Here is a 25,801-nt window from a genome sequence, read left to right on the forward strand (position 1 = left end):
TTAGTGAAGTTTACCATCCGTGTTCCAAGGCGGCAAAGAGGATAACGGGCCGTTTTCAGGCAGGTTCGCAATTGGTAGGTGATTAGACAAATTAAATCGCTTTCTTATCATTGAATATGGCTTTTTCCTCAGTTTTCCTTTCTTTTTGAAGTATGCTTAAAACACCGGATTGTCCCACAACCCGGTGTCTTGACCTTAAAGCAATCGTGAACATATTTATATGGACTCTAAATTCGCAAGCTGATCAGCAAGCTCTTCCCAAACCTGTGGCTTCTCACCGCCCTTAAGTGCGTGCTCCATGCCACGAATTGTCTCCAGCATTTGCTCTCGTAGCTGTGCTTTCTGCCACGTTTGTTCCTCTTGCATCATAGCAATGTAAAAAGAAGACAATCGTTCTCGCTGCTGATCCACAGCTTCCCCGATTAGCTGGCGTAATATGGGCTCCAGTCTAGTTTGTAAATTCGCACGACCCGTCCCTTCGAAAAATAGCTTTGGATTTTTAAAGCTATTCCAATAATCCTTCCACTGAATGGACTCCTGCAAGGAAATACCCATCAGCTCGGGAACAGCCCATTCTCTGAATTCAGGAACTGTACAATCTAATCCATTCAGCTGATGGTTCATGTGATCTACGCACTGTTGTATAGCCTTACGCACTAAAGCTTGCCCGGTTTTTTCCAGTCTGAGTGTGGTTGCTAGCAATTCCTGAGACAGCTCCAGTTCGATCAATCGCAGCAGTTCACGACCACAAGATGCAAAAGCCGAACGAAGATCACCTACTCCTTCACGCAGAACAGATGGATGAAACGCTTCTGCCATAAATTCACCCGTTCGGTAGGCTAACCTTTGACGTACATGATACAGCAGTTCATCGGTTTCGTCCGACAACACAGATCCACCATTGCTACCAGTCGAACCAAGGAGCACCTCCTCCAGCTCCCTACGGATTCGATTTAATTGCTCTATTCGGATCTCTCGCTCTTCAGCGCTGTACCGAGCATCAGCAGCATGTTGTTCTATTCGGTTCCGCAGCCGTCCCAGCTCCTGCATAGCAGCTGCAATGGACAAACCTGCCAGCTCTTCGGCTGCAAATGCCGAAAAATCATCTTCAAACGCATCAAACCGTGAAACTGAACGCAGCGAAACCTCTCCCCGCTCGGCTGCTTCCAACGCCAGCATGCTGGAAAGCGGATAAATACGCGGCTTGCGGATTCCGTTCGCTTGAAGTTGTTCCTGTACATGCTGAGTCACAGAATGTAATTCTTCTTCAGAAGAAGCCAAATCAGATGCGTTGACAATAAAAAATGTCTGATCCAGCGCCAATGTCTCTTTGACTCGGCCCAATTGATTCAAGAACTGTCGGTCCCCTTGTGTAAACGCATGATTATAATATGTCACAAATACAAGGGCGTCTGCATGCTTCATATAATTGAAGGTCACGCCTGTGTGCCGTGCATTCACAGAATCGGCACCTGGCGTATCTACTAGCACGATGCCCTGACGAGTCAAAGCGCAATCATAATAAAGGTCGATATGCTCGACGAAGCATGACTTGCGCTCGGATGCAACAAAATCTCGATATTGCTCTAGATTCACCTCAAGCTCTTTTCCCAGCAAGCTTTCAGCTTCTTCCCATCCAGCTGCTGCAGCCTTCAAAAAACTGTAATGAGGCCTTCCCGCAGGATGAATGCCTTCCGGTGATAACGCATTTACGGCTTCTTGCCAGCCCACGGACGCTGGCTCTCCCAATCCTAATAACCGAAAAGAGTATTTAAGATCTTCCCGTAATGCGTCCACTGATTTCATGTAGACGTCAGCCGTGGCATGGCGCTCATGACTTGTAGGCGCCATAATGCGGTTAATCGCCGCTGTCGTCGGATGCGGCGATACGGGCAACACCGCTTCGCCCAACAAAGCGTTGGCAAAGCTGGACTTCCCGGCGCTGAACGCTCCGAATAGCGCCAATGTAAAGCGCCCGCCCTCCAGTGCAGCGGCACGCGCATGTAAATCCCGAACAGCCGCTTGCATGGCAGGGTACGGGCTTATTAATGCAGCGGCGGCCTTCAATCGTGTCGCTGCTGCATCCAGCCGCGTACGGCGGCCCCCGGCGGCAGACCGCGCTGTCGTCGTGCTTGCTTGTGACTGCACCGATCCGTTGCGCGAGCCAGCAATGTCTGGACGCACGGCACCTGTTGATGCCGTATCTGTCGGGGCAGCAGCGGCGGTCTCAGCCGCAGGAGCAGGCGTGCCCACCCGGGGCAACCCGCCAGGCGCGGAAGCCTGCGGCAGCAAGCTACGCAGCAGGTTGGCGTGCGAAGCTGAGGCTTGCACGCGAGTGCTGTAGCGGCTCGCCGCGTCCGCCTGCGCCAGCAACGCTGTGCGCGCATCCGCGAGAGCCTCGCGGTGGGAGTTGACCCGAGCCGCAAGCTGGGCCAGCAGGCGGTCTACCAGCGCCAACGCCTTACGGCGGCAATCAGCGGTCACCGCAGCGCGTAGGTCCTTGCAATAGTTCAACGTGTACTCAGGAGACAAAGCATTTTCCTTTACTGTCTGCTCTACCAGTTGCCGATCCATTACAGGGCGGATGTCATCCAGCTCCTGCTCCATCGCAGCGGTCCACAAACCTTGACCTTCTCCCCATGACCTCAGTAACTCACGCACATGAGGCAGCAGCTGTCCCTCCACCTGATCAGCCAGCATCTCTGCCAGCCGATCCAAACGGCGCTCCTTTTCTCGCTCTGTCTTGCCTCCGGCAAACCATAACCCTGTTTTAAAGCCCGGCTTACGGCTCTCTAAATATTCGCCAGCCGCTTCACGTAGCTCCGCAGGCGTGAGGTGAGCGTGTTCTAATAGATGATCCAGCTCTTGACGCAGCCGTTTATGCTCCTGTTCTGGAAGCATCCTCCAGTGTTCATCTTCTTGCTGCAAGGTTTTCTGCTCTATGTCCAGGCGCAAAATGGCTTCTTCTCCACCTGCTTCTTTGAGCAGTACGTTCAGTTCCTCGTCTTCAGCAGCCTGCACTGTCTCCACATGCTGATCTACCAAATGGTGCATAGACGACACTAAACTATAAGCCAAAAGCTCAGCTTTGCGCTCCAGCAGTTTCGGAATTAAGCACGTCAACTGTTCCCACTGGTTCCAGGGGTGATTTTGCTCCTTCAAGGAAGTAAACAGGATGTCCGTGTAATGTACCTGCCAGGCATGAAAGCTGCTTTCCACCTCATTACGATAACGTGAAAATGATAGCTCCCGCTCTCGGTGCTTATCGATTTGATTGATGATCAAATATAACGGCTTGCCCCAATCCGACAAACTTTTGGCAAAGGACAAATTATTTTCAGATTGGACATGATTGTAGTCCATCACATAAAAAACAATATCAGCCCAATGTAAAGCTGAATGCGTCGCCATCGCGTGTCCGTGGTCTGTGGAATCTACGCCGGGGGTATCCAGCAGCACTCCTCCGCCAGATAATATCGGGATATCCTCCCATACTTCAACGGATTCATAGGCCCCACCATTTTTACAATACTCAGCAAGCTCAGATAGGGAAGCTTCCACGATTTCCGGCTTCGGGTTTTCTGCCGATCGGGCTGGATGAATATGCGCTCTCGAACGTCCATGACGGATGGACACTACATTAGCACTCGTAGGTACCGGTCCAGATGGCAGCACGGTTTTACCGCACAGGCTGTTAATCAAGCTCGATTTACCTGCTGAAAAGTGTCCGCAAAAGGCAATGGTCAGCTCTTGTGCATGCGCTTTTTCCAGCAAATCCCCTACTGCCTTCGCTCCCGCTTCATCCCCCGCTTTACGAAAGGTATTCTGTATCTGTTCTATCGTATTCAACCACTTTTCTGCGTCTCCTGTAATCGTTTGCATCATAAGCTACGGTTTCACTCCTTGTCTTATCTGCACCAAATAGCTATATTGTAGCATTCCTAAGCCACTGTGAGAATCATCACATTAAAAAAACTAAAAAAGCGCTCCCTGCCTGTACCTGGCTTTCGGGAACGCTGTTCTTGTAAATGGAAACCATAAGTTTATTAATAATATCCAAAACAGATCATTACAGTAATGCTTCAATATATTCTTCCATATCCAGAGGGTCAGTCGTTGCTTCAAATCGTTTGATCACTTTCCCGTTCCGATCAATCAGGAATTTCGTGAAATTCCATTTGATCGAATCTCCTGGTAAGTACTCAGGATGACGCTCATGAATTAAAGGAATAAGTATTTTGGCAACCGAATGCGTTTCATCAAAGCCCTCAAAGGGCAACGACGAAGCAAGATATGTAAACAACGGGTGAGCCTGCTCATCACGTACATTCACCTTTTGAAACATAGGGAACGCGACACCATAATTCAGAGTACAAAATGTTTGCACACTTTCATTGGAATCCGGCTCTTGATCGGCAAATTGATTGCATGGAAAACCGAGAATCACCAAGCCTCTATCCTTAAATTGATCATATAGACGCTGCAAATCCTGATATTGAAATGTAAATCCGCACTGGCTGGCCGTATTTACAATCAACACTACTTTATCTTTATAATCACTAAGGACAATCTCCTTACCGTTCATCGCAATGGCTGAATAATCATAAATGCTCATTTAAGAAACTCCTCTGAAAATGTAATTGAAGATTTCATATTTAAACATGTGAAATCGTCCATATCCAGCGTTTTATGACGTTCTTCAAGGTTTGTGTTAATATGCGCCTACAGGCTGGTTAGACCAGCCGAGCCGCCTACACCGGAACATGCAACGCATGTCGTCCGCAAATTGCACTTAATTAGCTGCAGTCTCAAGCACTGGCAGCAAAATTTCAAATACTTGACCATGCTGTAAAATCGTAATCCCACGGGATTTATCCTTCATTACAACCACTTCTGGTTTTTGTGACATACGCTCCAAGTAATGCTCGGGTACATCACCAGAATGACTAACTGTGATTCCCTCTAGCTCGCGCTCTTCGTTTTCAGCAAACTCTGTTGTTACAATTTGCTCAAAAATATCGGAGAACGCCTCAAAATTGTCTGTATATACCGAAATGCACTTCATTACTCTTCATCCTTTTCTACACATAAATGGTTAAACCCTCTATTACCTTTATAGGTCATTCGGGTCTTTAAGCTCTACGTTTCTTATCTTTTCTGATAAGAGACGTTTTCATACGTTTCTTGCCTTCCCTGCACACATCAAGCAATGGACATACCTGACATTGAGGGTTTTGAGCTTTGCAATGGTAGCGTCCGAAAAAAATGAGTCGGTGATGGGTCACAGACCATTCATCCCTAGGTACCCTTTTCATCAGCTTTTTTTCCACCTCAAGCACTGAATCATCCCACCCTGCAAAGCCGAGCCGTTTGGAAACGCGCTCTACATGCGTATCTACCGCAATAGCTGGTACATCAAAGGCAGTAGATACTACGACATTAGCCGTCTTGCGGCCAACACCAGGTAGCTTGACCAGCTGATCATGCTCCGAAGGTATCTCTCCCCCGTACTGGTCTATCAAAATCCGGCAGAGGTTATGAATATGCTTGGCCTTGTTTCGGTACAAGCCGATTCTACGAATATCCTGCTCCAGTTCCTCAAGAGGAACTGCCAAATAATCCTCAGGTGACTTGTATTTTTGAAACAGGTCTGCCGTTACTTTATTGACCATCTGATCGGAGCATTGAGCAGACAATAACACGGCAATCGTTAATTCAAAAGCATTGTCATGGTTCAGCTCACAATGGGCATCCGGAAACATCGTACCGATGGTGTCCAATATATGACGTGCGGTTGCTGCATTCACGGAAATCCTACCTCCTAGCAAAAAAAACGTCTTGATACGGGATAGCCCGCATCAAGACGGTCACTCTAAATAATCATCCGGAAAGAAACGAATACTATTTGTGCATGACTGCCTGCATAGGCGAGAAATACACTCCTATATTATCATTATCTGTCACAGATTGCACGTGAAAAGTGTGTAAATTCCCAAGAAATTTTCATACAGTCTGATCGATTAGCGACTCATAGGATGCTCCAAATCTACATGTCCCATTAAGGACTCTAGAGATTGACCATCTACAAGCAAATCCAGCGTTTTGACTTCCTTGAATTGGAACATCGTTTGCTTCAAGGCATCGATAGCCAATTCCTCACCGCCAGCTCCCAATCGAGCCTCATCCGGCAGGGAAATATCAAAGGTCAATGCACCGTTATCCAATTTGATCTTATGCACGGTAATTTTCTCGGACCACAACGGAACCAGAGCAGAATCACCGCTCTTTTGTAGAGCTTCAAACGATTTTTGGAATTTTTCCAGCTCGCTTGGATAGGTAATTTCCTTTTTCTGTTCTTTTAAGCCGTTCTCTTGTGTATCCGTGTAGTACACCGTGATCTGCTGTGTTTGACGATCTCCTGACTTTTCCGTGTCTGTCTTGGTCTTTGTAGGCTCCGTCGACGGAGATGCAGGTGTTTGACTCGCTCCATTATTTTCAGCAGACTGAGCTGATGGATCAGGGGTCGTCTGTTCGGGTGTACTATTTTGTGCAGCTGAAGTTTGTGTTTCCTGAGATGGAGTCGCAGGAGCCGATGTTTGCTTAGAGGCACACCCTGCACCTGCAATGGCAAACAGTGCCAGCAGACCTGCAATTACGATTTTTTTGTTCATATGTCTGTCCCCCTCCTTACTTGACGTTGGCAAGCGATTTGTTGAAGATTTATTTTACGTCGAGATACTCTGTGATTCCATCTGCAATCCCTTGAGCTACCCGGTTTTGAAAATCTTCATCAAACAGTGTTGCTTCCTCTTTTGCATTACTCAGATATCCTACTTCAAGCAAAACAGCTGGCATCGTCGTTTCCCGAATTACATGGAAATTCCCATAACGAATGCCCCGGTCTGTCAGACCCGTCGCAGGAGCAAAGTACTTATGCATAACGTTGGCGAACGCTTTGCTTGCACTACGCTGGTAATACGTCTCTGTGCCGTTGGAAGCTGAGCTACCGCTACTGTTAGCATGAATGGACACAAACACGTTGGCTTTAAGATTTTCAGCCACTTTTACGCGCTGTTTAAGCTCCAAAAATGTATCATCGCTACGTGTTAACACAACCTCAAGTTTGGGGTTTTGTTTTAATATGCTTTCTACTTTCAGGGCCATCGCCAGGTTGAAGGTCTTTTCATAATTTTTTCTCGAAATACCAACTGCCCCGGAATCTTTTGCTCCATGTCCAGCATCAATAACAACGACCTTTTTACCATTGCTGTTAACCGGGGATGTCTGTGTGTCATCAGGCTGTGACCCATCCGGTAACGTTGCATCTGGCGTTGTATTCACTGAATCCTTGGAAGCCAGATCGACGATAACACGATTCGATCCATCATTATATGCGGTATAATTCATGGCATGTTTCAAATCAATAACAACGCGCACCGTTGATGGTTCCTTTTGGAATAAAGCATATCGGATACCGGACACATCCGCTTCATTCTCAATGTCCAACGAACCATTTAAGTTGCTATCCAGCTTCTGCTGATCTCCGAAATTGTCTGCAAACGCAGTTGCTGGCAAATCCACCACTACTCGATCGGGGCCTGTCATCGTAAACGCTTTCGGCTTGACGGCACTCGCTGTTGTGATCGTTAAGCGGTTTTGGCTGAAACTGACTCCCTGCACCTGTGTCACACCTGAACTCGCATTATTGGTTGGCGCAGTTACACTTCCTGTACCTGTACTGTTATTTCCGGACTTGGGAGGTGTAAATTCCCCGTTTCCAGACCCACTACTGCGGGTATATAATTTTACGGACTTGGAGCTGCTGTCCCATTTTACGTCCAGTCCCATTTGCTCGCCGATAAAACGAAGCGGTACAAGGGCATAATTGGAACGCAGCAGAGGCGAAGCATCCAGACTAATGTCGCTTCCATTGACAGTCGCCGTCTTACTTCCGATTATCATTCGGATCGAGGTACTGTCCTTCTCAATCGTTATGGTTCGCGCCTGCTGCTTCCATGTCACGTCATATCCCAAATTTTCAGAAATTACGCGCAGCGGAACCATCGTACTTCCGCCAATTACTTGCGCCTTAGCACCACTAGGGACACTTAACTGTTGATCGTCGAGATAGATTTGTGTTCCACTCGAAGCCGCATGTCCATAACCCGGAACCGCCCACATGAAGACAAATAATAACAACAAAAAACCAAATTTCTTCATTCGTCACCCTTCCATTCATAATTTTTTTGCCACATGCTCCGGTGCGGCGACCTGATATACGCGCTTATGTAATATCAGACAACCTTATAGACGTTATCTCACACCAAAAGTTGCGAATATATTCCATCATAACAGAAATATACGTGCCAAAGAACTATTTTTGTCGAATTTTGACTAAAAATATGGACCATTCGCTTCCCGTCAAAAGTCACGGTCCGTAAAATAAAAAAAGCTACTTTTCACCCTCATGAATTTCCATCAAAAGGTGAAAAAATAGCTTTTATTGCACGGTTCTTAGTTGAATGTTTCAGTTATTCCTGTGCCTGTTCCAAGGTACTCCTTCAGGCCATCGACAATACCTTCGGCAATCTTCTGCTGTGTTTCTTCTGTGAACATGGCCGCTTCATTAGACGGATTACTAAGGTAGCCACATTCCAACAGTACAGCAGGCATTTGTGATTTTCTTGTCACCACATGGTTTGCCACCTTAATGCCGTTATCCTTAAACTCAGTTGCTGCTACAAGATGCTTATGCATGATCGTGGCCAGGCTTAAACTTTCCTGACGTGCATAATAGGTTTCAGACCCATTGGCTTTTCCGTTATTGGAGGTCGGCATACTGTTACCATGAATGGAAACAAACACGCTGGCCTGTTGATTATTAGCGAGCTGTGGGCGCTCATCCAGTGTAGGATACGTATCTCCATTGCGAGTCAATACAATTTGAATGTCAGGATCATTTTGGGCAAGCTGCTGGACCTTTAACGCTACAGCCAATGTAAATTCCTTCTCATGTCGTCCAGTCACGCTGCCTGCTCCAGGGTCCTTACCACCATGTCCTGGATCTATTACGACGATTCGCCGTCCTTCGACATTCGTTGGTGCTACCATCTCTGCATTCGTACTACGTTCACGCAACTGAAGGATGATATCGCCTACGCCATTAGTCGAAAGATCGTAATCACGTGTCTGATTCAAAGCAATGACAATACGTGCTCCTCCTTTTGTTCCATCTGCAGGAGCAAATCTGATTTCCTGTACATCCTCACTGTCACTAATTGTCAACGCCCGCGTGCCATCCTTGCGAACCGGGAACGAATGGAGAAGATCTGCCGACAGTGAAGCCTCTGCTAAATCTACAACTATACGGTCAGGTCCCGTCATTTTGGATACTTTAGGAGTTAGATCTTTGTTCAGAGAAATCTTTAGCGTTTCACTCTCAAAAGAAATGTTTTGTACAAGCACCGCATTTGCAGTGGTCTGTTCTACATTTTGCTCCTTGGATGTTGATGGTACGACTTCCGTATGCTTGTCTGCTTCAATTGGAGTTATTGTCGTCGCTGTGGCTGTAGACGTTTTATTTGTGCTTTTTGGACTCTGTGTTGACGTTTGCGACGGTTGTTGGGATTGAGACTGTTTATTCGCTTGTTGAGTTGCAGTCTTCTGACTGAGATTTACGGATTTATTTTCATTATTCCAATCCACCTTTAACCCCATTTGCTCCCCAACAAAACGCAATGGAACCATGGTCGAGCTGCCTCGCAGCACAGGTGGTGCATCCAAACTAACTGTTTTTCCGTTCACATCAGCCGATGTACGGCCTACATACATAGACATATCGGTACTGTTTTTTTGTATTGAAATTTTATAGGCTTGAGGTTCCCACTTAAACTGATATCCAAGCTGCTCCCCAACCACCCTGAGCGGTACCATGACTTTACCATTGACCATTTCAGGCTTGGCATCTGCAGGCGCTTCCACCCTTTTGCCATCCAAAAACAATTCTGCTCCAGCCGCATTCACATGAGGGGAGGACGGCCACAACCAAATCAAAATAGCCGCTAGTATCACCCAACCATATTTCTTCATCCTCATTCCCCTAACTTATATATGTATTTTTTGTGCTACTTACAGACATAGTCCTTCAACCATTTTACATTTACAATACCATGATGAGTTGAACCGTCAACCCCTTATTTACCAATTTATTTTCTAAACATGATAAAAGCCCGCAGGCAAAAGAGTTGCCAGTACGGGCTGTCTGTCTATCAAATAAATCAACTATATTTCTTCATATTGGAGCTAGGCTGGAAATGAACATTTATGCGCCTTGTTTCGCAGCACGTTTTTGCTCATAAGCCAGAATTTCAGACTCATGCTGGAGGGTCAAGCCAATATCATCCAAGCCTTGCAGCAGGAATTGACGGCGATGTTCATCCAGATCAAATTCAATACTCAGGCCGTAATCGTCAGTGATCGTTTTTTCATTCAGGTCTACGTTTAGTTGGTAGTTATCATGCTTCGCCGTGCGCTGGAACAATTCCTCTACTTGCTCTTCAGACAGTTTGATCGGCAAAATACCGTTTTTAAAACAGTTATTATAGAAGATATCTGCAAAAGACGGTGCGATTACACAACGAAACCCATAGTCCATGATTGCCCACGGCGCATGCTCACGGGAGGAGCCGCAACCAAAGTTGGCGCGAGAGATCAGAACAGATGCCCCTGCATAACGAGGCTTGTTCGGTTCAAATTCAGGATTAATATTGCCCGCTTCATCAAACCGCCACTCGTAGAACAAAAACTGCCCAAAGCCTGTGCGCTCGATTCGTTTCAAAAATTGCTTAGGAATAATAGCATCCGTATCCACGTTCACCCGATCCACAGGCGCTACAATTCCTTTTAAAGTTGTGAAAGCTTCCATCGTTAATTCCTCCTCCGTATCCTAGCGGACAACTTCTTCCTGCTTGAATTTCCAATCCCGTACATCGACAAAATGTCCATGAATCGCCGCAGCGGCTGCCATTGCTGGAGATACAAGGTGAGTACGTCCTCCGCGTCCCTGACGACCTTCAAAGTTGCGATTAGAAGTTGACGCACAACGCTGTCCCGGTTGAAGCACATCTGGATTCATCGCAAGACACATGCTGCAACCCGCTTCGCGCCATTCAAATCCTGCTTCTTGAAAAATGACGTCCAGTCCTTCTTCTTCAGCCTGAATCTTCACACGACCCGAACCTGGTACGACGATTGCCGTGACTTTGTCAGAAACCTTGTAGCCTTTAGCTACCTCGGCCGCAGCGCGCAAATCTTCAATCCGGCCGTTGGTACAGGAGCCGATAAACACGTAGTCAATCGCAATATCCGTGATCGGTGTACCTGGCTTCAAATCCATATATTCAAGCGCTTTTTCAGCTGCTTTACGTTCGTTTTCTGTCGGCAATTCTGCCGGAGTCGGTACGGTTGAGGAAATATCTGTTCCCATACCCGGACTGGTGCCCCAGGTTACTTGTGGTATCAAAGCATCGACGTCAAACTCCAGTACGACATCAAACTCGGCGCCTTCATCGGTGACAAGTGCTTTCCACTCAGCAACTGCTTGCTCAAAAGCAGCTCCTTGCGGCACATGCTCGCGTCCACGCAAGTAGTTGAAGGTCGTTTCGTCCGGTGCAATCATACCTGCTCTGGCTCCGCCTTCAATGGACATGTTGCACACTGTCATGCGCTCTTCCATGCTCAACTCGCGGATGGACTCACCTGTGTACTCAATAACATAGCCTGTAGCGAAATCTGTACCGTATTTGGCGATGACACCCAAAATCATGTCCTTTGCCGTCACACCAGGTTTGCGACGCCCTACGAAACGAACTTCCATCGTTTTTGCTTTTGCTTGCTGGAGACATTGCGTTGCCAATACGTGCTCTACCTCACTGGTTCCGATACCAAAAGCGAGCGCTCCGAACGCCCCGTGTGTGGAGGTATGGCTATCACCACAAACAATCGTTTTTCCCGGATGAGTCAGACCCAGTTCAGGCCCCATAACGTGAACGACACCTTGATCCACCGTATCCAGATCATATAGTGTGACACCGAAATCGCGGCAATTTTGAGTTAATGTATCAATCTGCTGCTTGGAAATCGGGTCCGTAATGTTGTAACGATCTTTTGTCGGTACATTATGATCCATTGTGGCAAACGTGAGCTCTGGACGACGCACCTTGCGCCCGCTAAGACGTAGTCCTTCAAACGCCTGCGGCGAAGTTACCTCATGTACGAGGTGAAGATCAATGTACAAAATACTCGGCTTGCCCGCTTCCTGATAGATGACATGGTTATCCCAAATTTTCTCGAACATGGTCTTTTTACTCATCAATATTCACCCCTGTGTTTTTCGAACCTAGTGGAGAGAAGCTGTACGGCTCTCTCTTGGATGTCAACAATATACCACGACGTGTCTGATTGGTCTAAGATATGATATCTATAGAAGTGATAGTCTTGACCTATAAGCGTGCTAGAGAAAATATTGAGGCAGGGAGTGAAGTTGGTAGGATAGAAAAATATATCCCCCTAGTTTTCTAACCAACATTTGCCCCGAGAGCTATGTATCTTGGAAGATTAACACACCAAAGGCCGAAGGTTATTTTTCCTTTCGACCTTTGGTATGACTCTATTTTTATATCATTATAGTTTTCTGTTAAACCTTGAGATTCAGTGTTTCTCCATATCGTACAACGTCAACCTCCGCTGACAGTTTACTTCAAATAGGTTCCCGTTTCTCCAATTCCACCACTGCCATTCAATACATATACCCTTGCATTTCCTTTACCGGAGCAAGTCAAGGTGATTTTGCCATCCGTAACGGTTTTGGAATCACCGGTCACTGCATCCACATAGGTTCCGTTCGGAATCCCGGAAAATGTTGCATTTCCTGAAATGGTGACCAACGCAAAACTGTCAATGCCTTTGGCGCTGTCGGTATATCTTCTCTTAAACGCAAGATTGCCCGTTACATTCTCTGTAGAATACTGGCCTTTTTGCAAGGCAGGAACAGCTCTCCTAATTAAATTTAGCTGTCTGATATGTTTCGCCAGAGGATGGTTGAGTGATTCCACAAGCGTGCCAGTAGCGTTTGTGTATTTGCCATAATCTTGTACCATAACACTGCCTTCTATGTGATCCCCGTAATAAGCCCGTCCCGTTTTGCTTAACGGTGCGTTTGGACCCGGATCAATGACTGCCCCCTTTTGAAATTCGATTTCGGAGCCATAGAAGATGGCGGGTATTCCGCGGAAGGTGAACATCAGGTCAAGATTCTCGGCCCAAGTATCTTGTGTGCCCGCAAATCTTTGATTTTCCGGAGCCTGGTCGGGCGCATAGTCATGGGAGTCGACATAGGTTACATTCCAGGTAGCATCATTGTAGTATTGATCTCCACTTCTCATATTGAAGGCTTCGTGCGCGGTCTTGAATGCCCAATGCATCGGGAAATCAATCACATCCATGCCCGATTTCCTCGAATAGTCAGGTGTATGATAGGTATTGCCGATTAAGAAAGCATTGTTCGAGGTTGGCTGTCCTGCTGTAGTAGAGTTATCCGCCCACTCTTGTTCAACCGACATTTTATTAGAGGCATAGTCATTTTTCCCATCGCCCGGATACGATTTTGAAGCCTTCCAAGTATAGAATGGTGTTGAGATCGCTGGAATTCCGCTGTTCCAAACATCTCTGTACCGGGTGGCTACTTCTCCAAAAACATAGAAATCCGAGCCTCCTCTTGTCTTCCAGGCAGGAATATAGTATTTATTGAAAATATACCGGCTCACATGCTTCACTGTATCGACACGGAAAGCGTCCACACCCATGTCTATATAGTGATTGTAAGTATCAATTAAATATTTGTTAACTGCAGGGTTTTCTGTATTCAAATCCACGCAATCTCCCGCTATCTGACCAGTCTGAACAGTATAGGATTCCCAGGAAAGACTTTTCTCTGTATGGTAAATGTTATTGTTCGTTTCCGTATTCTTCATTAGAGCGAGCCTTGCCTGATACTGCTGATCGGGTGTCATGGAATCATAGTTTGGCGGCAGCTTATCCGTAGTTTTCACCAAGTTGTTACCGGTATCCGGTTTAGCCGGATCTTTCTTAAACATGGGGTACAGATTCTCTTCACCAAAATTGCCGGTATGATTGACGACGATGTCCTGAATGACCTTCAGCCCTTTGGCATGGGCCGCATTGATCAAATCCTGATAAGAAGCTCCCGCCGATTCATACCTTGGGTCTACTTTGGCAAAATTTATAGCATGGTAACCATGATAATCATAACCGCTGGCATTCTGCACAACAGGTGTAATCCAGATGGCACTAAATCCGAGGGCTTTGATATAATCGAGTTTCTGAATCAGCCCCTTAAAATCTCCTCTCCAAGCAGGGTCCGAATCTGGATTACGCGCCTTGGCATCATCCCATGCGTGCACATTGTTGCTTGGATCACCGTCATAGAACCGGGAAGTAATCACGAAGTAAATAGTGTCTTCCCGAAAATCACCTTTGTCTCCAATATTATAAACAAAGCTCTGTTTGGTTTGATTTCCAGCACCGTCTATAACAAGAAATTTTAATGTCGTGGTCTTGGAGATAAGGATGGATGGTCCGGTCAATCCGGCCAATGCGTTACCGAGGATGTAGACTTTTGAGCTTGTGGTCGGTTCCGTACCATCCTCCGTGTAGTATGCCTTGGTCGTTGCCGCCTTGTTATCTTTCAGGTTGAAGGATACAGTCACAGAGGAACCGGAATGCCCGGCAGGCAAATTCGCTGTGATTGTCGGAGCTTGCAGATCGGCATTCAGGTCAATTACATAATCGAAAGAGGATGCATTTCCGGTTTGACCGATTGAATTGACGGCGATGGCCTTGATAGTCAAAGAGGATGCAACCTGAATTGGAGTGGTATACAAGGTCGAGGAGGTCGTAGGTGTCGAACCGTCTACCGTATAATAAATCTTATCGCTACTGTTGGTGCTGGAAAGCGTTACCGTTTGAGCCGAATCGTATGTTTTCGGCACAGGAGAGATGGAAACCGCCGGAATTTTTGGAGTTTCCGGGTTGGTATCATGCCATACGTTATCCGTGTAATACCAACTCTCTTTCACACTGCGAGACAAGTCGGCCGTCTGTTTGCCACTACTGTCATTAAAAATGAGACTTGAGCCTGTCGCCTCGGCAATGGTATAGCTATACCAGTCGTTTCCGTCCGACTTCATCAGAATTCCTGGCCACGCCCCACTAATCGGAACGGTTGACGGATTCAAATTCCAGTAATGGATTCGAATTGTTGAATTCCAGTTTGAAGGCTTCTTAAAGTGAACCGTTAATCCGTTTTGAGTTGCTGTAGGTGTTGCCATAGGTGCATATGTTGCAGTAACGGTAGAAGTAGCCGATGCGGTTGGCAATGGAAGAGCATTCACTGTGGAATTCGTATAGGTTGCTGAATAATCGGTATTACTGGCCGAAGCACCACTAGGTAAACCGAAGAAGTTCAAGCAAAGCGACAATATAATCAACCAAGAAATAAAACTCCCTGTTTTTTTTCTTAGCAAGTTAACACCCTCCTGATAAAATTTAGTGGGTAGATCGTGCAACCGGTTGCATAAAAACAAAAAAAAAAAGAAAGACACTTATTTGGATAAAATGAATCCATTGATCGCCTCCTCCGTGTTATGTAAGGAAAATAATCATTGTACGCGCTTACAAAATTAGCACTTAGAAAAGCCCATTTAAATACGGCTCAATAATACCCAATGATTTTTCCTTTTTTGATTATATCATCCATACTTTTCCTCGGTCAATGTATTTGCTAGTGTGTAGATTTCCTCGCTCGCTAAATTCCCACCACACCTATCTCCAATCTAAACTATGTAAAATTTTGGTTAGGTGTAATGAATTTCACATCTTTCCGGGTCAACCTGTTCTACCATAGAAGAGTGATACGCCGTGCTGGGCAGACCATTTTGGTTGGGACGTCTACTTCCTTTTCTAAATTAGCTACAGAGGCTGTCTGGCATGTGCGGCAAGTACGCCTTTATTTTGATTCGAAGCGGAGTGTCCAGATGTTGAATACCGAATTGGAATACCGTGAGCGCATCAGGAAGCTGGCCGTATGTATTGTCAAGCATTACCGAGGAAAAGGACCGGACAACGTTAAGGTTTCTCTCAACTCACCACTCCGAGTTACAGTAGAGATCCAGGGTACTTTGTCTAATCTGTCCGAAATTCTCGTTCATGAAGGCGCTGTGGAAAAGGTCAGTGATTACTGGAACGTCCTTCGTCCTTATCTGGAAAAGGAGTTTATGAGGGAAGCCGAAAAAACACTTGGCAGTCCCTTCACTTACACTTGGGAGGTCTGCCCCTCCGTCCATGGAGACGGACATATTATCATTACTCTTGAACTACAACACATACCCCGGTTGGATTAGCGGGAAGGAGATTATCTCCTCGCTCGCGGATAAGCCAGTACAGGATGCAGCGTGAAGCGGCATTTTTGTATTGGCTTTTTTTCATGTTACGAGTTTCATCTATTTCATATAAAAAGAGGTGCTGCACACATGGCAGACAAGGTATTAACAGTATGTCCTTACTGCGGAAGCGGTTGTCAGCTTCATTTGCTAGTGGACAAAGGACAGGTAATTGGCGCAGAGCCGGCTAATGGTCGTACAAATGAAGGAACATTGTGTTTGAAAGGACATTATGGGTGGGATTTTCTGAATGATCCACAGATTCTGACTGCACGCTTGCGCAAGCCCATGATTCGCAAAAATGGAGTCATGGAGGAAGTGGAGTGGAATGAAGCCATTCAGTATACTGCCGAACGACTGTCAGCAATTAAGGAAAAGTATGGTCCTGACTCTATCATGGGGACGGGCTCCGCACGCGGTCCGGGAAATGAAGCCAATTATGTTATGCAAAAATTCATGCGGGCAGTCATTGGCACCAACAATATTGATCATTGCGCTCGTGTATGCCACGGCCCTTCTGTAGCAGGTTTGACTTACTCGCTCGGGGACGGGGCTATGTCCAACTCTATTCCTGAAATTGAACACTCTGATCTCATATTCGTATTTGGATACAACGCGCCCGAAACGCATCCAATCGTCGCAAGACGCATCGTAGCAGCCAAGCAACGAGGTGCCAAAATTATTGTATGTGATCCACGCATGACTGAAACGGGCCGCATTTCAGATATGTGGCTACCTCTAAAAGGCGGCTCGAACATGGCTTTGGTGAACGCTTTTGGTCATGTGCTAGTGCATGAAGGGCTTTATGACAAAAGATATGTGGAAGCAAACACAGAAGGCTTTGCCGAATACGTAGATAGCATTAAAAAATATACGCCCGAATATGCAGAAGGCATCACAGGTGTCAAGGCGGCTGACATTCGGGCGGCTATGAGGGAATATGCCAAGGCTCCTACCGCTACAATTCTGTACGGAATGGGCGTATGTCAATTTTCACAGGCTGTTGATGTGGTAAAAGGGCTTGCTTCCCTTGCCCTACTGACCGGAAATCTGGGCAAGCCAAATGTAGGTATTGGACCTGTACGTGGACAAAACAATGTTCAGGGCTCCTGCGACATGGGTGCATTACCTAATGTGTATCCTGGTTACCAGGATGTCATTGACACCGCAGTTCGCAAAAAGTTTGAAAAAGCATGGGGTGTTGAGCTACCGCGTAAAAAAGGATATTCACTTACAGAAGTACCGCATCTCATCCTGAAAGAGAACAAGCTGAAGGCTTATTATATTTTTGGCGAAGACCCTGTACAGAGTGATCCGAACGCTGCCGAGCTGCGTGAAGCGCTAGAACAATTGGAATTTGTCGTGGTGCAGGATATTTTCATGAACAAAACGGCGCTGCATGCGGATGTCATCCTCCCTTCTACCTCTTGGGGCGAGCATGACGGGGTGTATTCTTCGGCAGATCGGGGCTTTCAGCGTATCCGTAAGGCCGTCGAGCCGCAAGGTGATGTAAAGCCTGACTGGGCCATCATTAGTGAGGTTGCTACCGCCATGGGCTACCCTATGTCCTATGCGAACACAGAGGAAATTTGGGATGAAATGCGAAGCCTCAGTCCTTTATTCGCTGGTGCCAGCTACCAGAAAATGGAGGAACAAGGCGGCGTGCAATGGCCCTGCCCTACAGAGGATCATCCAGGTACACCGTATTTGTACAAAGGCAATCAATTTTCCACACCTAGTGGTAAAGGACGATTATTCGCCTGCGAATGGCGTCCGCCGCAAGAACAGCCGGATGCAAAATACCCGCTTGTCTTATCTACAGTCCGTGAGGTAGGCCATTATTCGGTGCGTACGATGACTGGGAATTGCCGTGCATTACGCCAGTTGTCTGATGAGCCTGGATTTATTCAGATTAGCCCAGAAGACGGAGCAGATCTGAATATTCTGGATGGCGAAATTGTTGCCATCTCCTCCCGTCGGGGACGCATCATGGCGCGGGCACAAATTAGCGACCGTGTGCAACAAGGTGCGACCTACATGACCTATCACTGGTGGGTCGGAGCATGTAACGAGTTAACCGCCGATTTTCTCGATCCGGTATCCAAAACCCCAGAATTGAAATACTGCGCCATCCGGTTGGAACGGATTGCCGACCAAGCGCAGGCTGAACGTGATGTACATGAATCGTACCAAAAGATTCGCAGACAGATGAACGTCCAGGAAGCCGTTCTAGCTGACAAGGTGACAAGATGAGCGGCGTACGAAACACGCTGAACCGTTCGACGAGCAGAATGGGTTCAGCCAATAGAACAAGTGCTGTTGCCTCCTCTTTCGTCGTTGCGGATGGCGGGCAATGTATTGGCTGCAAAGCCTGTGAACTGGCGTGCTTTGCCGTTCACGGTCAGGCGAGCGGCATAGGCGCTTCGATCGGAACCGTCAGCGTGCCTGTGGTGCCCAAGGTGTATGTGGTGCGAGCTGGGGATACGTATGTGCCGGTGCAATGCCGGCATTGTGAGAATGCCCCCTGTGCACATGCCTGTCCGGTGCAGGCCATACGTCAGGAAGACGGCGTAGTCATGATTGATGAGGAACGATGCATCGGCTGCACCTCCTGTGTTTTGGCCTGCCCCTTCGGGGCAATCGAGGTGTCTCCGGTCTATCGAGCCGGGCACGTTATCACGCAGTCCGGCCTGACTCACCGTGCAAATCGAACCGCGCTTCCCCGCACTGCGGCAAGCAAATGCGATCTGTGCGCGGAAACAGAGAACGGACAGCCTGCTTGTGTAGAAGCCTGTCCAAATCATGTGCTACGGCTGGCCAATGGTATTCCCGACTCGCCTCCTGAGCCTCGGCGGGAAGTCTTTTTCCCACGCCTGTAAGGTCAAAATCAGCCGCAGAAAGGTAGAAAAACATGTCAACAACAGACAAGATCTCTTCGCCTCCTTGTATGAGGACGTCTGATTCTACAGACCCCGTCATTCATATTGACCCAACGCTCTGCACTGGATGCAGACGCTGTGCGGGTGTTTGTCCGGTAGATGCCATAGAGGGACTGCCTGGAGAACCTCAAACCGTGAATGCAGTCCGCTGTGTTATTTGTGGTCAATGTGTGCAAATATGCAGCGTATACGCCTCAGATTGGGCAGATTCATCTCCACAGGCAGCCGCCATCAGACGACAGGAACGTATACGTGAACGCGATATGCCTGCCGACATCGGCGAACCGCTATTTGCTGCCTATTATAGCTATAACCTGAATAAGGTAGCTGACATGATGAAGAAGCCAGGACAGCTTCGAATCGTGCAGTGCGCCCCAGCCATTCGCGTGTCACTCGCAGAGGAATTTGGTATGCCGTTTGGTACCCTGACGCCCGGCAAAATGGCCGCTGCCCTTCGTCGTCTCGGCTTCGATCGAGTATATGATACGAATTTCGGAGCTGACGTAACTATCATGGAAGAAGGCACTGAGCTGATTCGCCGCGTAACCGAGGGTGGACCGTTACCGATGTTCACATCCTGCTGTCCAGCTTGGGTCCGTTTTGCCGAGATTGAATACCCCGATCTGCTAGACCATCTATCCAGTTGCAAATCGCCAATGCAAATGGTGGGAGCGCTGGTCAAGACCTATGGTGCACAGCTGGATGAGGTGGAACCTGCGAATATTTACAGCGTCGCGATCATGCCATGTACCTGCAAACAATTTGAATGCGATCGTCCCGAAATGGAATCCGACGGTTATCGTGATGTGGATGAGGTGCTGACCACGCGTGAGCTGGCATACTGGATCAAGCAGCGCGGCATTGATTTTATGAACCTGCCTGATGAGGAATTTGATGCACCGCTAGGACAATATTCAGGCGCAGGCACTATTTTTGGGGTAACTGGAGGAGTTATGGAAGCTGCCATCCGCACAGGCTATGAGCTGCTGACGAATGAGAAGCTACCCAAGCTCCAGCTGGATTTTGTCCGTGGCGAGGAAGGCATTCGAGTAGCAGAGGTACAGGTGGGCGAGCTGCAGCTCAAGGTTGCAGTCGTTGCTGGACTCCAACATGCCTACCAACTCCTGGATCGTGTGCAGGCGGGTGAATGTGATTATCATTTTATTGAGGTCATGGGCTGTCCAGCCGGCTGTATCAGCGGAGGAGGGCAACCCAAGCTCATGTTGGAAAAACAAAAAATCGAGGCTTATCGTGCGCGTAAATCGTCCATCTACGGACATGATGCTGCATCTCAGGTGCGCAAATCGCATGAGAATCCTTTTATCATCAAGCTGTACGATGAATTTCTGGGTGAGCCGCTAGGTCATGTATCGCACCATCTGCTGCACACGACCTTCCAAAAGCGTGGACCCGGCAAGCAGAGCCGTAGCAATGATATGCCCGTCAAAGGGCATAACGATTATTCCATTCATTAGTACGCTCAACACATAAGTATGATCATTAGAAATTATATTTTGCTGTTAGTTAGAGAGGAGTCGAGTTGTATGAATCGCTTTGTTTTAGCTGATCCCGATCAGTGTATCGGCTGTCGCACCTGTGAAATCGCCTGTGTTATCGCACATTCGCCGGAGAACCCTTTTATCTCGCCAGATGACGAGTTTCATTTTCACCCTCGCCTCCAGGTGATCAAATCATTCGGAGTCACTGCACCTGTTCAGTGTCGTCACTGTGAGGATGCTCCATGTGCTAATGCCTGTCCGAACGGCTCCATTACGAACGCAGACGGCTGCATTCTTATTAATAGCGAAAGCTGCATTGGCTGTAAAACCTGTATGATCGCCTGCCCTTACGGTGCGATTACCATGGTGCCTCAATACAGAGACGGGCAGCCGGTCGTGCAAGACGGACTGTACACCAATGTGTCGGGTCGTTTGCAACCTAAAGAACGCATGATTGCCAGCAAATGTGATTTGTGCGAAGGTGTGGACGGCGGACCGGCCTGTATTGGAAAATGTCCAACTCAAGCCCTCAAGCTGGTCGAGCCAGATCTGGTTCATGCCCGGGTTGAGGAAAAACGAGCTGCAAGTGCACGTCAGCTGCTGCATATGACACGCATTCCGGCGACGGGTCTATAACATGACTCCGTCTTCTCCTCTGGTCAAAGTTATGCGGACCGAACGGGATGCACTAGGAGACATGGAAATTCCTATAGATGCCTTGTACGGTATTCATACCGCACGTGCGATGAACAATTTTGCAGTCAGCGGCAGGCCCGTGAACAGAAATCTGATTCACGCTCTTGTGTTGGTAAAAAAAACCGCCGCTCAAGTGAATGGTGAGCAGACCCGGTTGTCTGCCCACCGGGTCTCTGCCATTGTAAATGCCTGCGATGAATTACTCGCAGGACGGCATCAAGATATGTTTACCGTGGATGCCATGCAAGGCGGCGCAGGCACCAGTACCCATATGAACGTAAATGAGGTCATTGCTAATTTGGCCATTGTACAGCTAGGGGGGCAGCCAGGACAATATGAGCTTGTACATCCGCTGGATGATGTGAACTGCTGCCAATCTACGAATGATGTATATCCGACGGCGCTACGAATTGCAGCGATACGCCTGCTGCGCCCTTTGTGTGACACGATGTCTTCGTTACAAAATGCTTTACAGCAAAAAGAAATAGAATATGCCGACCTGCTCAAGCTAGGTCGCACACAGCTAATGGATGCCCTGCCTATGATGGCCGGGCAAGGCTTTGGCGCCTACGCAAAAGCTATAGGGCGTGACCGTTGGCGCCTCTATAAAGCCGAAGAGCGGCTACGAGAAATCCCTATTGGAGGCACGGCGATTGGCACAGGTATGAATGCGCCTCGGGCTTACAGCTACCGGATGGTCGAAAAGCTGGCGGACGAGACTGGATTAGGGCTATGCCGTAGCGACCACCCCATGGATCCGATTCAAAATATGGATGTCTTCGTCGAGGTGTCAGGTCTACTTAAATCCGCCGCGGTAAATCTGCTCAAAATATCTAGCGATTTTCGTCTGCTAGCCTCTGGTCCTTTCGGTGGTATCGGTGAATACATGCTACCTCCGGTCCAAGCTGGTTCCTCTATTATGCCTGGCAAGGTCAATCCGGTAATGGCTGAAATGGCCGGATTGACAGCGATGCGTGTGATGGCCGAAGATGCGGCTATCACGATGGCTGCTGCCTCTGGACAGCTGGAGCTGAACGCGTTCCTGCCGTTGATTGCCGAATCGCTGCTGGAATCGCTGCATATTCTCACCAATGCCGTTCAACTGTTCGAGGAACGGTGTGTGCGCGGTCTGATCGTACAGGAGGAACGCTGCTCTGCTAATCTGCACAGCTCAGCTGTGATGGCCTCCGCGCTGGTCGCTGAGCTTGGCTATGATGAAGCTGCTTCCATTGCATCAGCAGCCATTGCACAGGGTCGCACACCAGAGGATATTGCAGAGGATCGCGGTCAGCTGACCCGTGCGCGGATTGACCAATTGTGCCATCCCTATACCGTAACCAAGCCCGGAATTCCGGGGCAGGAAGAAGGAACTCACCATGGGAATGAATGATACCCCAAGAAGTAACCGACCACATATCGTTCTGCTTGGTCGCCGAAATGCAGGCAAATCCAGCATTCTGAACGCCTTGACCGGCCAGCCCGCCGCTGTGGTATCACCTATAGGAGGAACGACTACGGACCCCGTTTTCAAGCCGATGGAGCTACTTCCTGCGGGTCCCATTGTTCTGGTGGATACCGCCGGACTGGACGATGAGGGTGAGATCGGGGAGCTGCGCCGCAACAAAACGCTAGAAATACTTAATAGTACAGACTTGGCTCTGCTGGTCATCGACGCCACTGTTGGAGTCGGACCATTCGAGTACGAGCTGCTCGAGAAGCTACGCACCAAAAAGATTCCTGTCATTGGTGTACTAAATAAAATAGATACCCTTGCTGAATCAGATCCAATGGCTGCAACGCTGGAGACCGAATTGAATCTCGCACTGATTCCTTTCAGTGCATCTATGCTCCGGGGTGACGCAGAACTGAAAAAGGCCATCACAAATACACTCCCCCAAAACGAAGATCGCTTCCGTATCGTAGGTGACCTGTTGTCACCCGGCGATCTGGTCGTGCTGGTGGTTCCCATCGATAAAGCGGCACCAAAGGGACGATTGATTCTGCCGCAGCAGCAAACGATCCGTGATACGCTAGAGAGCGATGCCATCGCTGTCGTGACCAAAGAGCATGAGCTACGTTTGACGCTGGAGCGACTGGGACGCAAGCCCAGCCTAGTCATTACCGATTCACAGGTCTTTATGAAAGTTGCGGCCGACACGCCCAAGGATATACCACTTACCTCTTTCTCCATTCTGTTCGCCCGTCACAAAGGCGATCTGGACGAACTGGTGCGAGGAGCAAGAGCTATTGAACGCCTCAAGGATGGAGACCGTGTGCTCATTGCGGAAGCCTGCACTCACCAATGTCAATCTGACGATATTGGTCGAGTAAAAATCCCTCGTTGGCTGCGTCAAACGATAGGTAAACGCCTCATTATCGAACATGCATCTGGCTCCAGTTTCCCTGACGATTTGAGTGAATATGCGTTGGTTATTCATTGCGGTGCCTGTATGCTCAATCGGCGTACAATGCTTCACCGAATGTCTGAAACGAAAGCCGCCAGGGTGCCGATTGTGAACTATGGTGTGTTTATCGCTTATGTCCAGGGAGTCTTCCCCCGGGCTATTGAATGCTTTCCATCTGCTATGCTAGCCTGGGAGCAAGCCGCTAAAGCAGGAAGTTATTCTTAAAATCTCGTCATTAATATTCTTCTCTCTAGACATACAAAAGCAGCCGCGCTGATTCCAACGCGACTGCTTTTTATTTTCAAATGCTATTATTATCAATTGCTAAAAATACAAATCGCGCTCGCCTGCTTCTAATCGTTCAAGTCTGTCAAGCGTCAAACGGCGCGTTGATTCACGTGGTATACGCTCCAGATTTTCACGCAGAGCAGCAGCTCCCAATTCACGTGCTTCCTCATCTCCATAATCCAGCAGATATTCTTGGAAGGTCAGCAGCGAATTCGGCTGGCACACATTGTGAATTTGTCCGGATTTGGCAAGTTCCATGAAGCGATCTCCGGTTCGTCCCTCACGGTAGCAAGCTGTACAGTAGCTTGGCATATATCCGCCACGGCACAAACTTTTAATAATTTCCGATGGAGAGCGATGGTCTCCCACCTCAAATTGAGGCTTATCTTCCGTCTCCTGTTTTGCATAGGCGCCTACGCCTGTAGCTGATCCAGCACTAATCTGTGACACGCCTAAACCAATGACACGGTCTCTATATTCCGGCTCCTCGCGCGTAGACAGGATCATCCCAGCATAAGGGACAGCCAGTCGAAGAACGGATACAATTTTCATAAAATCATCGTCGTTGACCAGGTACGGATATCGCTCCAGATCTACATTTTCAGCCGGACGCAATCGTGGAACCGAGACCGTGTGAGGCCCACAACCAAAGGTTTCTTCCAAGTGCTCTGCATGTTTCAGCATGGCTACTGTTTCATACCGGAAATCATACAAGCCATACAACACACCGATCCCCACATCATCTATACCCGCACGCATAGCCCGGTCCATTGCGGTGGTGTGCCAATCATAATCCCGTTTGGGTCCCTGCAGATGAAATTTGCGATAGCTCTCCCGATGATACGTTTCCTGAAATAAAATATACGTACCAATACCCACCTCTGCCAGCTTCCGATAGTCCTCCTCGGTTGTAGATGCAATATTCACATTAATCCGCCGAATGCTGCCGTTATCTACCTTGACCTCATAGATCTGGCGCAGACAATCGACGATATAATCAATGGGACAATGGACTGGGTCTTCCCCCGCTTCTAATACAAGTCGCTTGTGTCCCAGTTCTTGAAGCACTCTAACCTCCTCCACCAATTCCTCCGGGGTCAGGCGGCTACGCGCAAAGCTATCATTGGTATGCTTATACCCACAATATTCGCAGTTATTAACGCAGTGGTTGCTTACATATAAAGGAGCGAACAGCACAATCCGGTTGCCATAAATCTGCTCTTTGACGGCCCGCGAAGATTTGAACATCTCTTCCAATAATTCAGGATCATCTACATGCAAAAGAGCCGCCGCTTCACTTGCATTCAGCCCGCGGCAGGCTCTACCCTTTTCTAAAATTTCCAAAATGCGTTGTCGATTTGTTGCCTCTTGTTTCCCCTGCTCCACTGCGGCCATTATCTCTGCTTCATTAATAAAATCTGCCGACACTTTCTCCCGTACTCCACTCACGTATACCC

General features: G+C 48.0%; 18 protein-coding genes. 7 read left to right on the forward strand and 11 right to left on the reverse strand.

Translation table 11 applies throughout. The annotated features are described in order from the left end of the window. Window positions 1-216: 216 nt before the first annotated feature. From MKX36_RS14110 to MKX36_RS14155, 10 genes are all read right to left on the reverse strand, one after another. On the reverse strand, window positions 217-3,885 hold the full coding sequence (locus MKX36_RS14110; protein ID WP_340864913.1) for a dynamin family protein: 3,669 nt from the start codon (window positions 3,883-3,885) through the stop codon (window positions 217-219). Between the two features lie 184 nt (window positions 3,886-4,069). Continuing rightward, window positions 4,070-4,615 (reverse strand): glutathione peroxidase, encoded by a 546-nt coding sequence (locus MKX36_RS14115; RefSeq protein ID WP_019687820.1) that lies wholly within the window; start codon window positions 4,613-4,615, stop codon window positions 4,070-4,072. Window positions 4,616-4,792: 177 nt separating this feature from the next. Beyond that, window positions 4,793-5,065 carry a hypothetical protein gene (locus MKX36_RS14120; RefSeq protein WP_013310628.1) on the reverse strand — a complete coding sequence of 91 codons (273 nt, stop codon included), beginning with the start codon at window positions 5,063-5,065 and terminating at the stop codon, window positions 4,793-4,795. Between the two features lie 67 nt (window positions 5,066-5,132). Beyond that, the gene (gene nth / locus MKX36_RS14125) at window positions 5,133-5,807 is read right to left on the reverse strand and encodes an endonuclease III (protein WP_025365090.1); all 675 of its coding nucleotides are present in this window, start codon (window positions 5,805-5,807) and stop codon (window positions 5,133-5,135) included. Window positions 5,808-6,020: 213 nt separating this feature from the next. Continuing rightward, window positions 6,021-6,671, reverse strand: coding sequence for a GerMN domain-containing protein (locus MKX36_RS14130; protein WP_290409598.1), 651 nt, complete (start codon window positions 6,669-6,671; stop codon window positions 6,021-6,023). A 49-nt stretch (window positions 6,672-6,720) separates the two neighbouring features. After that, entirely contained in the window at window positions 6,721-8,220 is a 1,500-nt protein-coding gene (locus tag MKX36_RS14135; protein ID WP_017427585.1) for an N-acetylmuramoyl-L-alanine amidase family protein, read from the reverse strand. 294 nt (window positions 8,221-8,514) lie between these two features. Beyond that, window positions 8,515-10,089, reverse strand: coding sequence for an N-acetylmuramoyl-L-alanine amidase (locus MKX36_RS14140; RefSeq protein WP_340864914.1), 1,575 nt, complete (start codon window positions 10,087-10,089; stop codon window positions 8,515-8,517). A gap of 232 nt (window positions 10,090-10,321) precedes the next feature. Beyond that, on the reverse strand, window positions 10,322-10,924 hold the full coding sequence (gene leuD / locus MKX36_RS14145; RefSeq protein ID WP_019687822.1) for a 3-isopropylmalate dehydratase small subunit: 603 nt from the start codon (window positions 10,922-10,924) through the stop codon (window positions 10,322-10,324). A 21-nt stretch (window positions 10,925-10,945) separates the two neighbouring features. Next, a complete protein-coding gene (gene leuC, locus MKX36_RS14150; protein WP_016822141.1) occupies window positions 10,946-12,370 on the reverse strand; it encodes a 3-isopropylmalate dehydratase large subunit in 1,425 nt (474 codons plus the stop codon). 382 nt (window positions 12,371-12,752) lie between these two features. Next, window positions 12,753-15,602 carry an alpha-amylase family glycosyl hydrolase gene (locus tag MKX36_RS14155; RefSeq protein ID WP_340864915.1) on the reverse strand — a complete coding sequence of 950 codons (2,850 nt, stop codon included), beginning with the start codon at window positions 15,600-15,602 and terminating at the stop codon, window positions 12,753-12,755. A 339-nt stretch (window positions 15,603-15,941) separates the two neighbouring features. Between MKX36_RS14155 and MKX36_RS14160 the strand changes: the two genes are divergently transcribed. The 7 genes from MKX36_RS14160 to hydF all read left to right on the forward strand — a co-directional run bounded on the left by MKX36_RS14160 (window position 15,942) and on the right by hydF (window position 24,281). Continuing rightward, on the forward strand, window positions 15,942-16,478 hold the full coding sequence (locus MKX36_RS14160; RefSeq protein ID WP_225164765.1) for a hypothetical protein: 537 nt from the start codon (window positions 15,942-15,944) through the stop codon (window positions 16,476-16,478). A gap of 129 nt (window positions 16,479-16,607) precedes the next feature. Continuing rightward, window positions 16,608-18,770 (forward strand): formate dehydrogenase subunit alpha, encoded by a 2,163-nt coding sequence (fdhF, locus tag MKX36_RS14165; RefSeq protein WP_340864916.1) that lies wholly within the window; start codon window positions 16,608-16,610, stop codon window positions 18,768-18,770. A 38-nt stretch (window positions 18,771-18,808) separates the two neighbouring features. Continuing rightward, the gene (locus tag MKX36_RS14170) at window positions 18,809-19,396 is read left to right on the forward strand and encodes a 4Fe-4S dicluster domain-containing protein (protein ID WP_290409625.1); all 588 of its coding nucleotides are present in this window, start codon (window positions 18,809-18,811) and stop codon (window positions 19,394-19,396) included. A 32-nt stretch (window positions 19,397-19,428) separates the two neighbouring features. Beyond that, window positions 19,429-20,931: a [FeFe] hydrogenase, group A gene (locus tag MKX36_RS14175; RefSeq protein WP_340864917.1), complete on the forward strand. Its 1,503-nt coding sequence runs from the start codon at window positions 19,429-19,431 to the stop codon at window positions 20,929-20,931. A 69-nt stretch (window positions 20,932-21,000) separates the two neighbouring features. Then, entirely contained in the window at window positions 21,001-21,591 is a 591-nt protein-coding gene (locus MKX36_RS14180; protein WP_016822146.1) for a 4Fe-4S dicluster domain-containing protein, read from the forward strand. Between the two features lies 1 nt (window position 21,592). After that, entirely contained in the window at window positions 21,593-23,041 is a 1,449-nt protein-coding gene (locus MKX36_RS14185) for an aspartate ammonia-lyase (RefSeq protein ID WP_340864918.1), read from the forward strand. After that, the gene (gene hydF, locus MKX36_RS14190; protein ID WP_031461642.1) at window positions 23,028-24,281 is read left to right on the forward strand and encodes a [FeFe] hydrogenase H-cluster maturation GTPase HydF; all 1,254 of its coding nucleotides are present in this window, start codon (window positions 23,028-23,030) and stop codon (window positions 24,279-24,281) included. The genes MKX36_RS14185 and hydF overlap by 14 nt, the downstream gene beginning before the upstream one ends. Before the next feature lie 99 nt (window positions 24,282-24,380). On the opposite strand, the gene hydG is transcribed toward hydF, so the two are convergent. Beyond that, complete coding sequence (gene hydG, locus MKX36_RS14195; RefSeq protein ID WP_016822149.1) at window positions 24,381-25,793, reverse strand: [FeFe] hydrogenase H-cluster radical SAM maturase HydG; 1,413 nt, start codon at window positions 25,791-25,793, stop codon at window positions 24,381-24,383. Window positions 25,794-25,801: the final 8 nt, after the last annotated feature.

This window comes from Paenibacillus sp. FSL W8-0439, from assembly GCF_038008995.1.
Taxonomy (GTDB): Bacteria; Bacillota; Bacilli; order Paenibacillales; family Paenibacillaceae; genus Paenibacillus; species Paenibacillus polymyxa.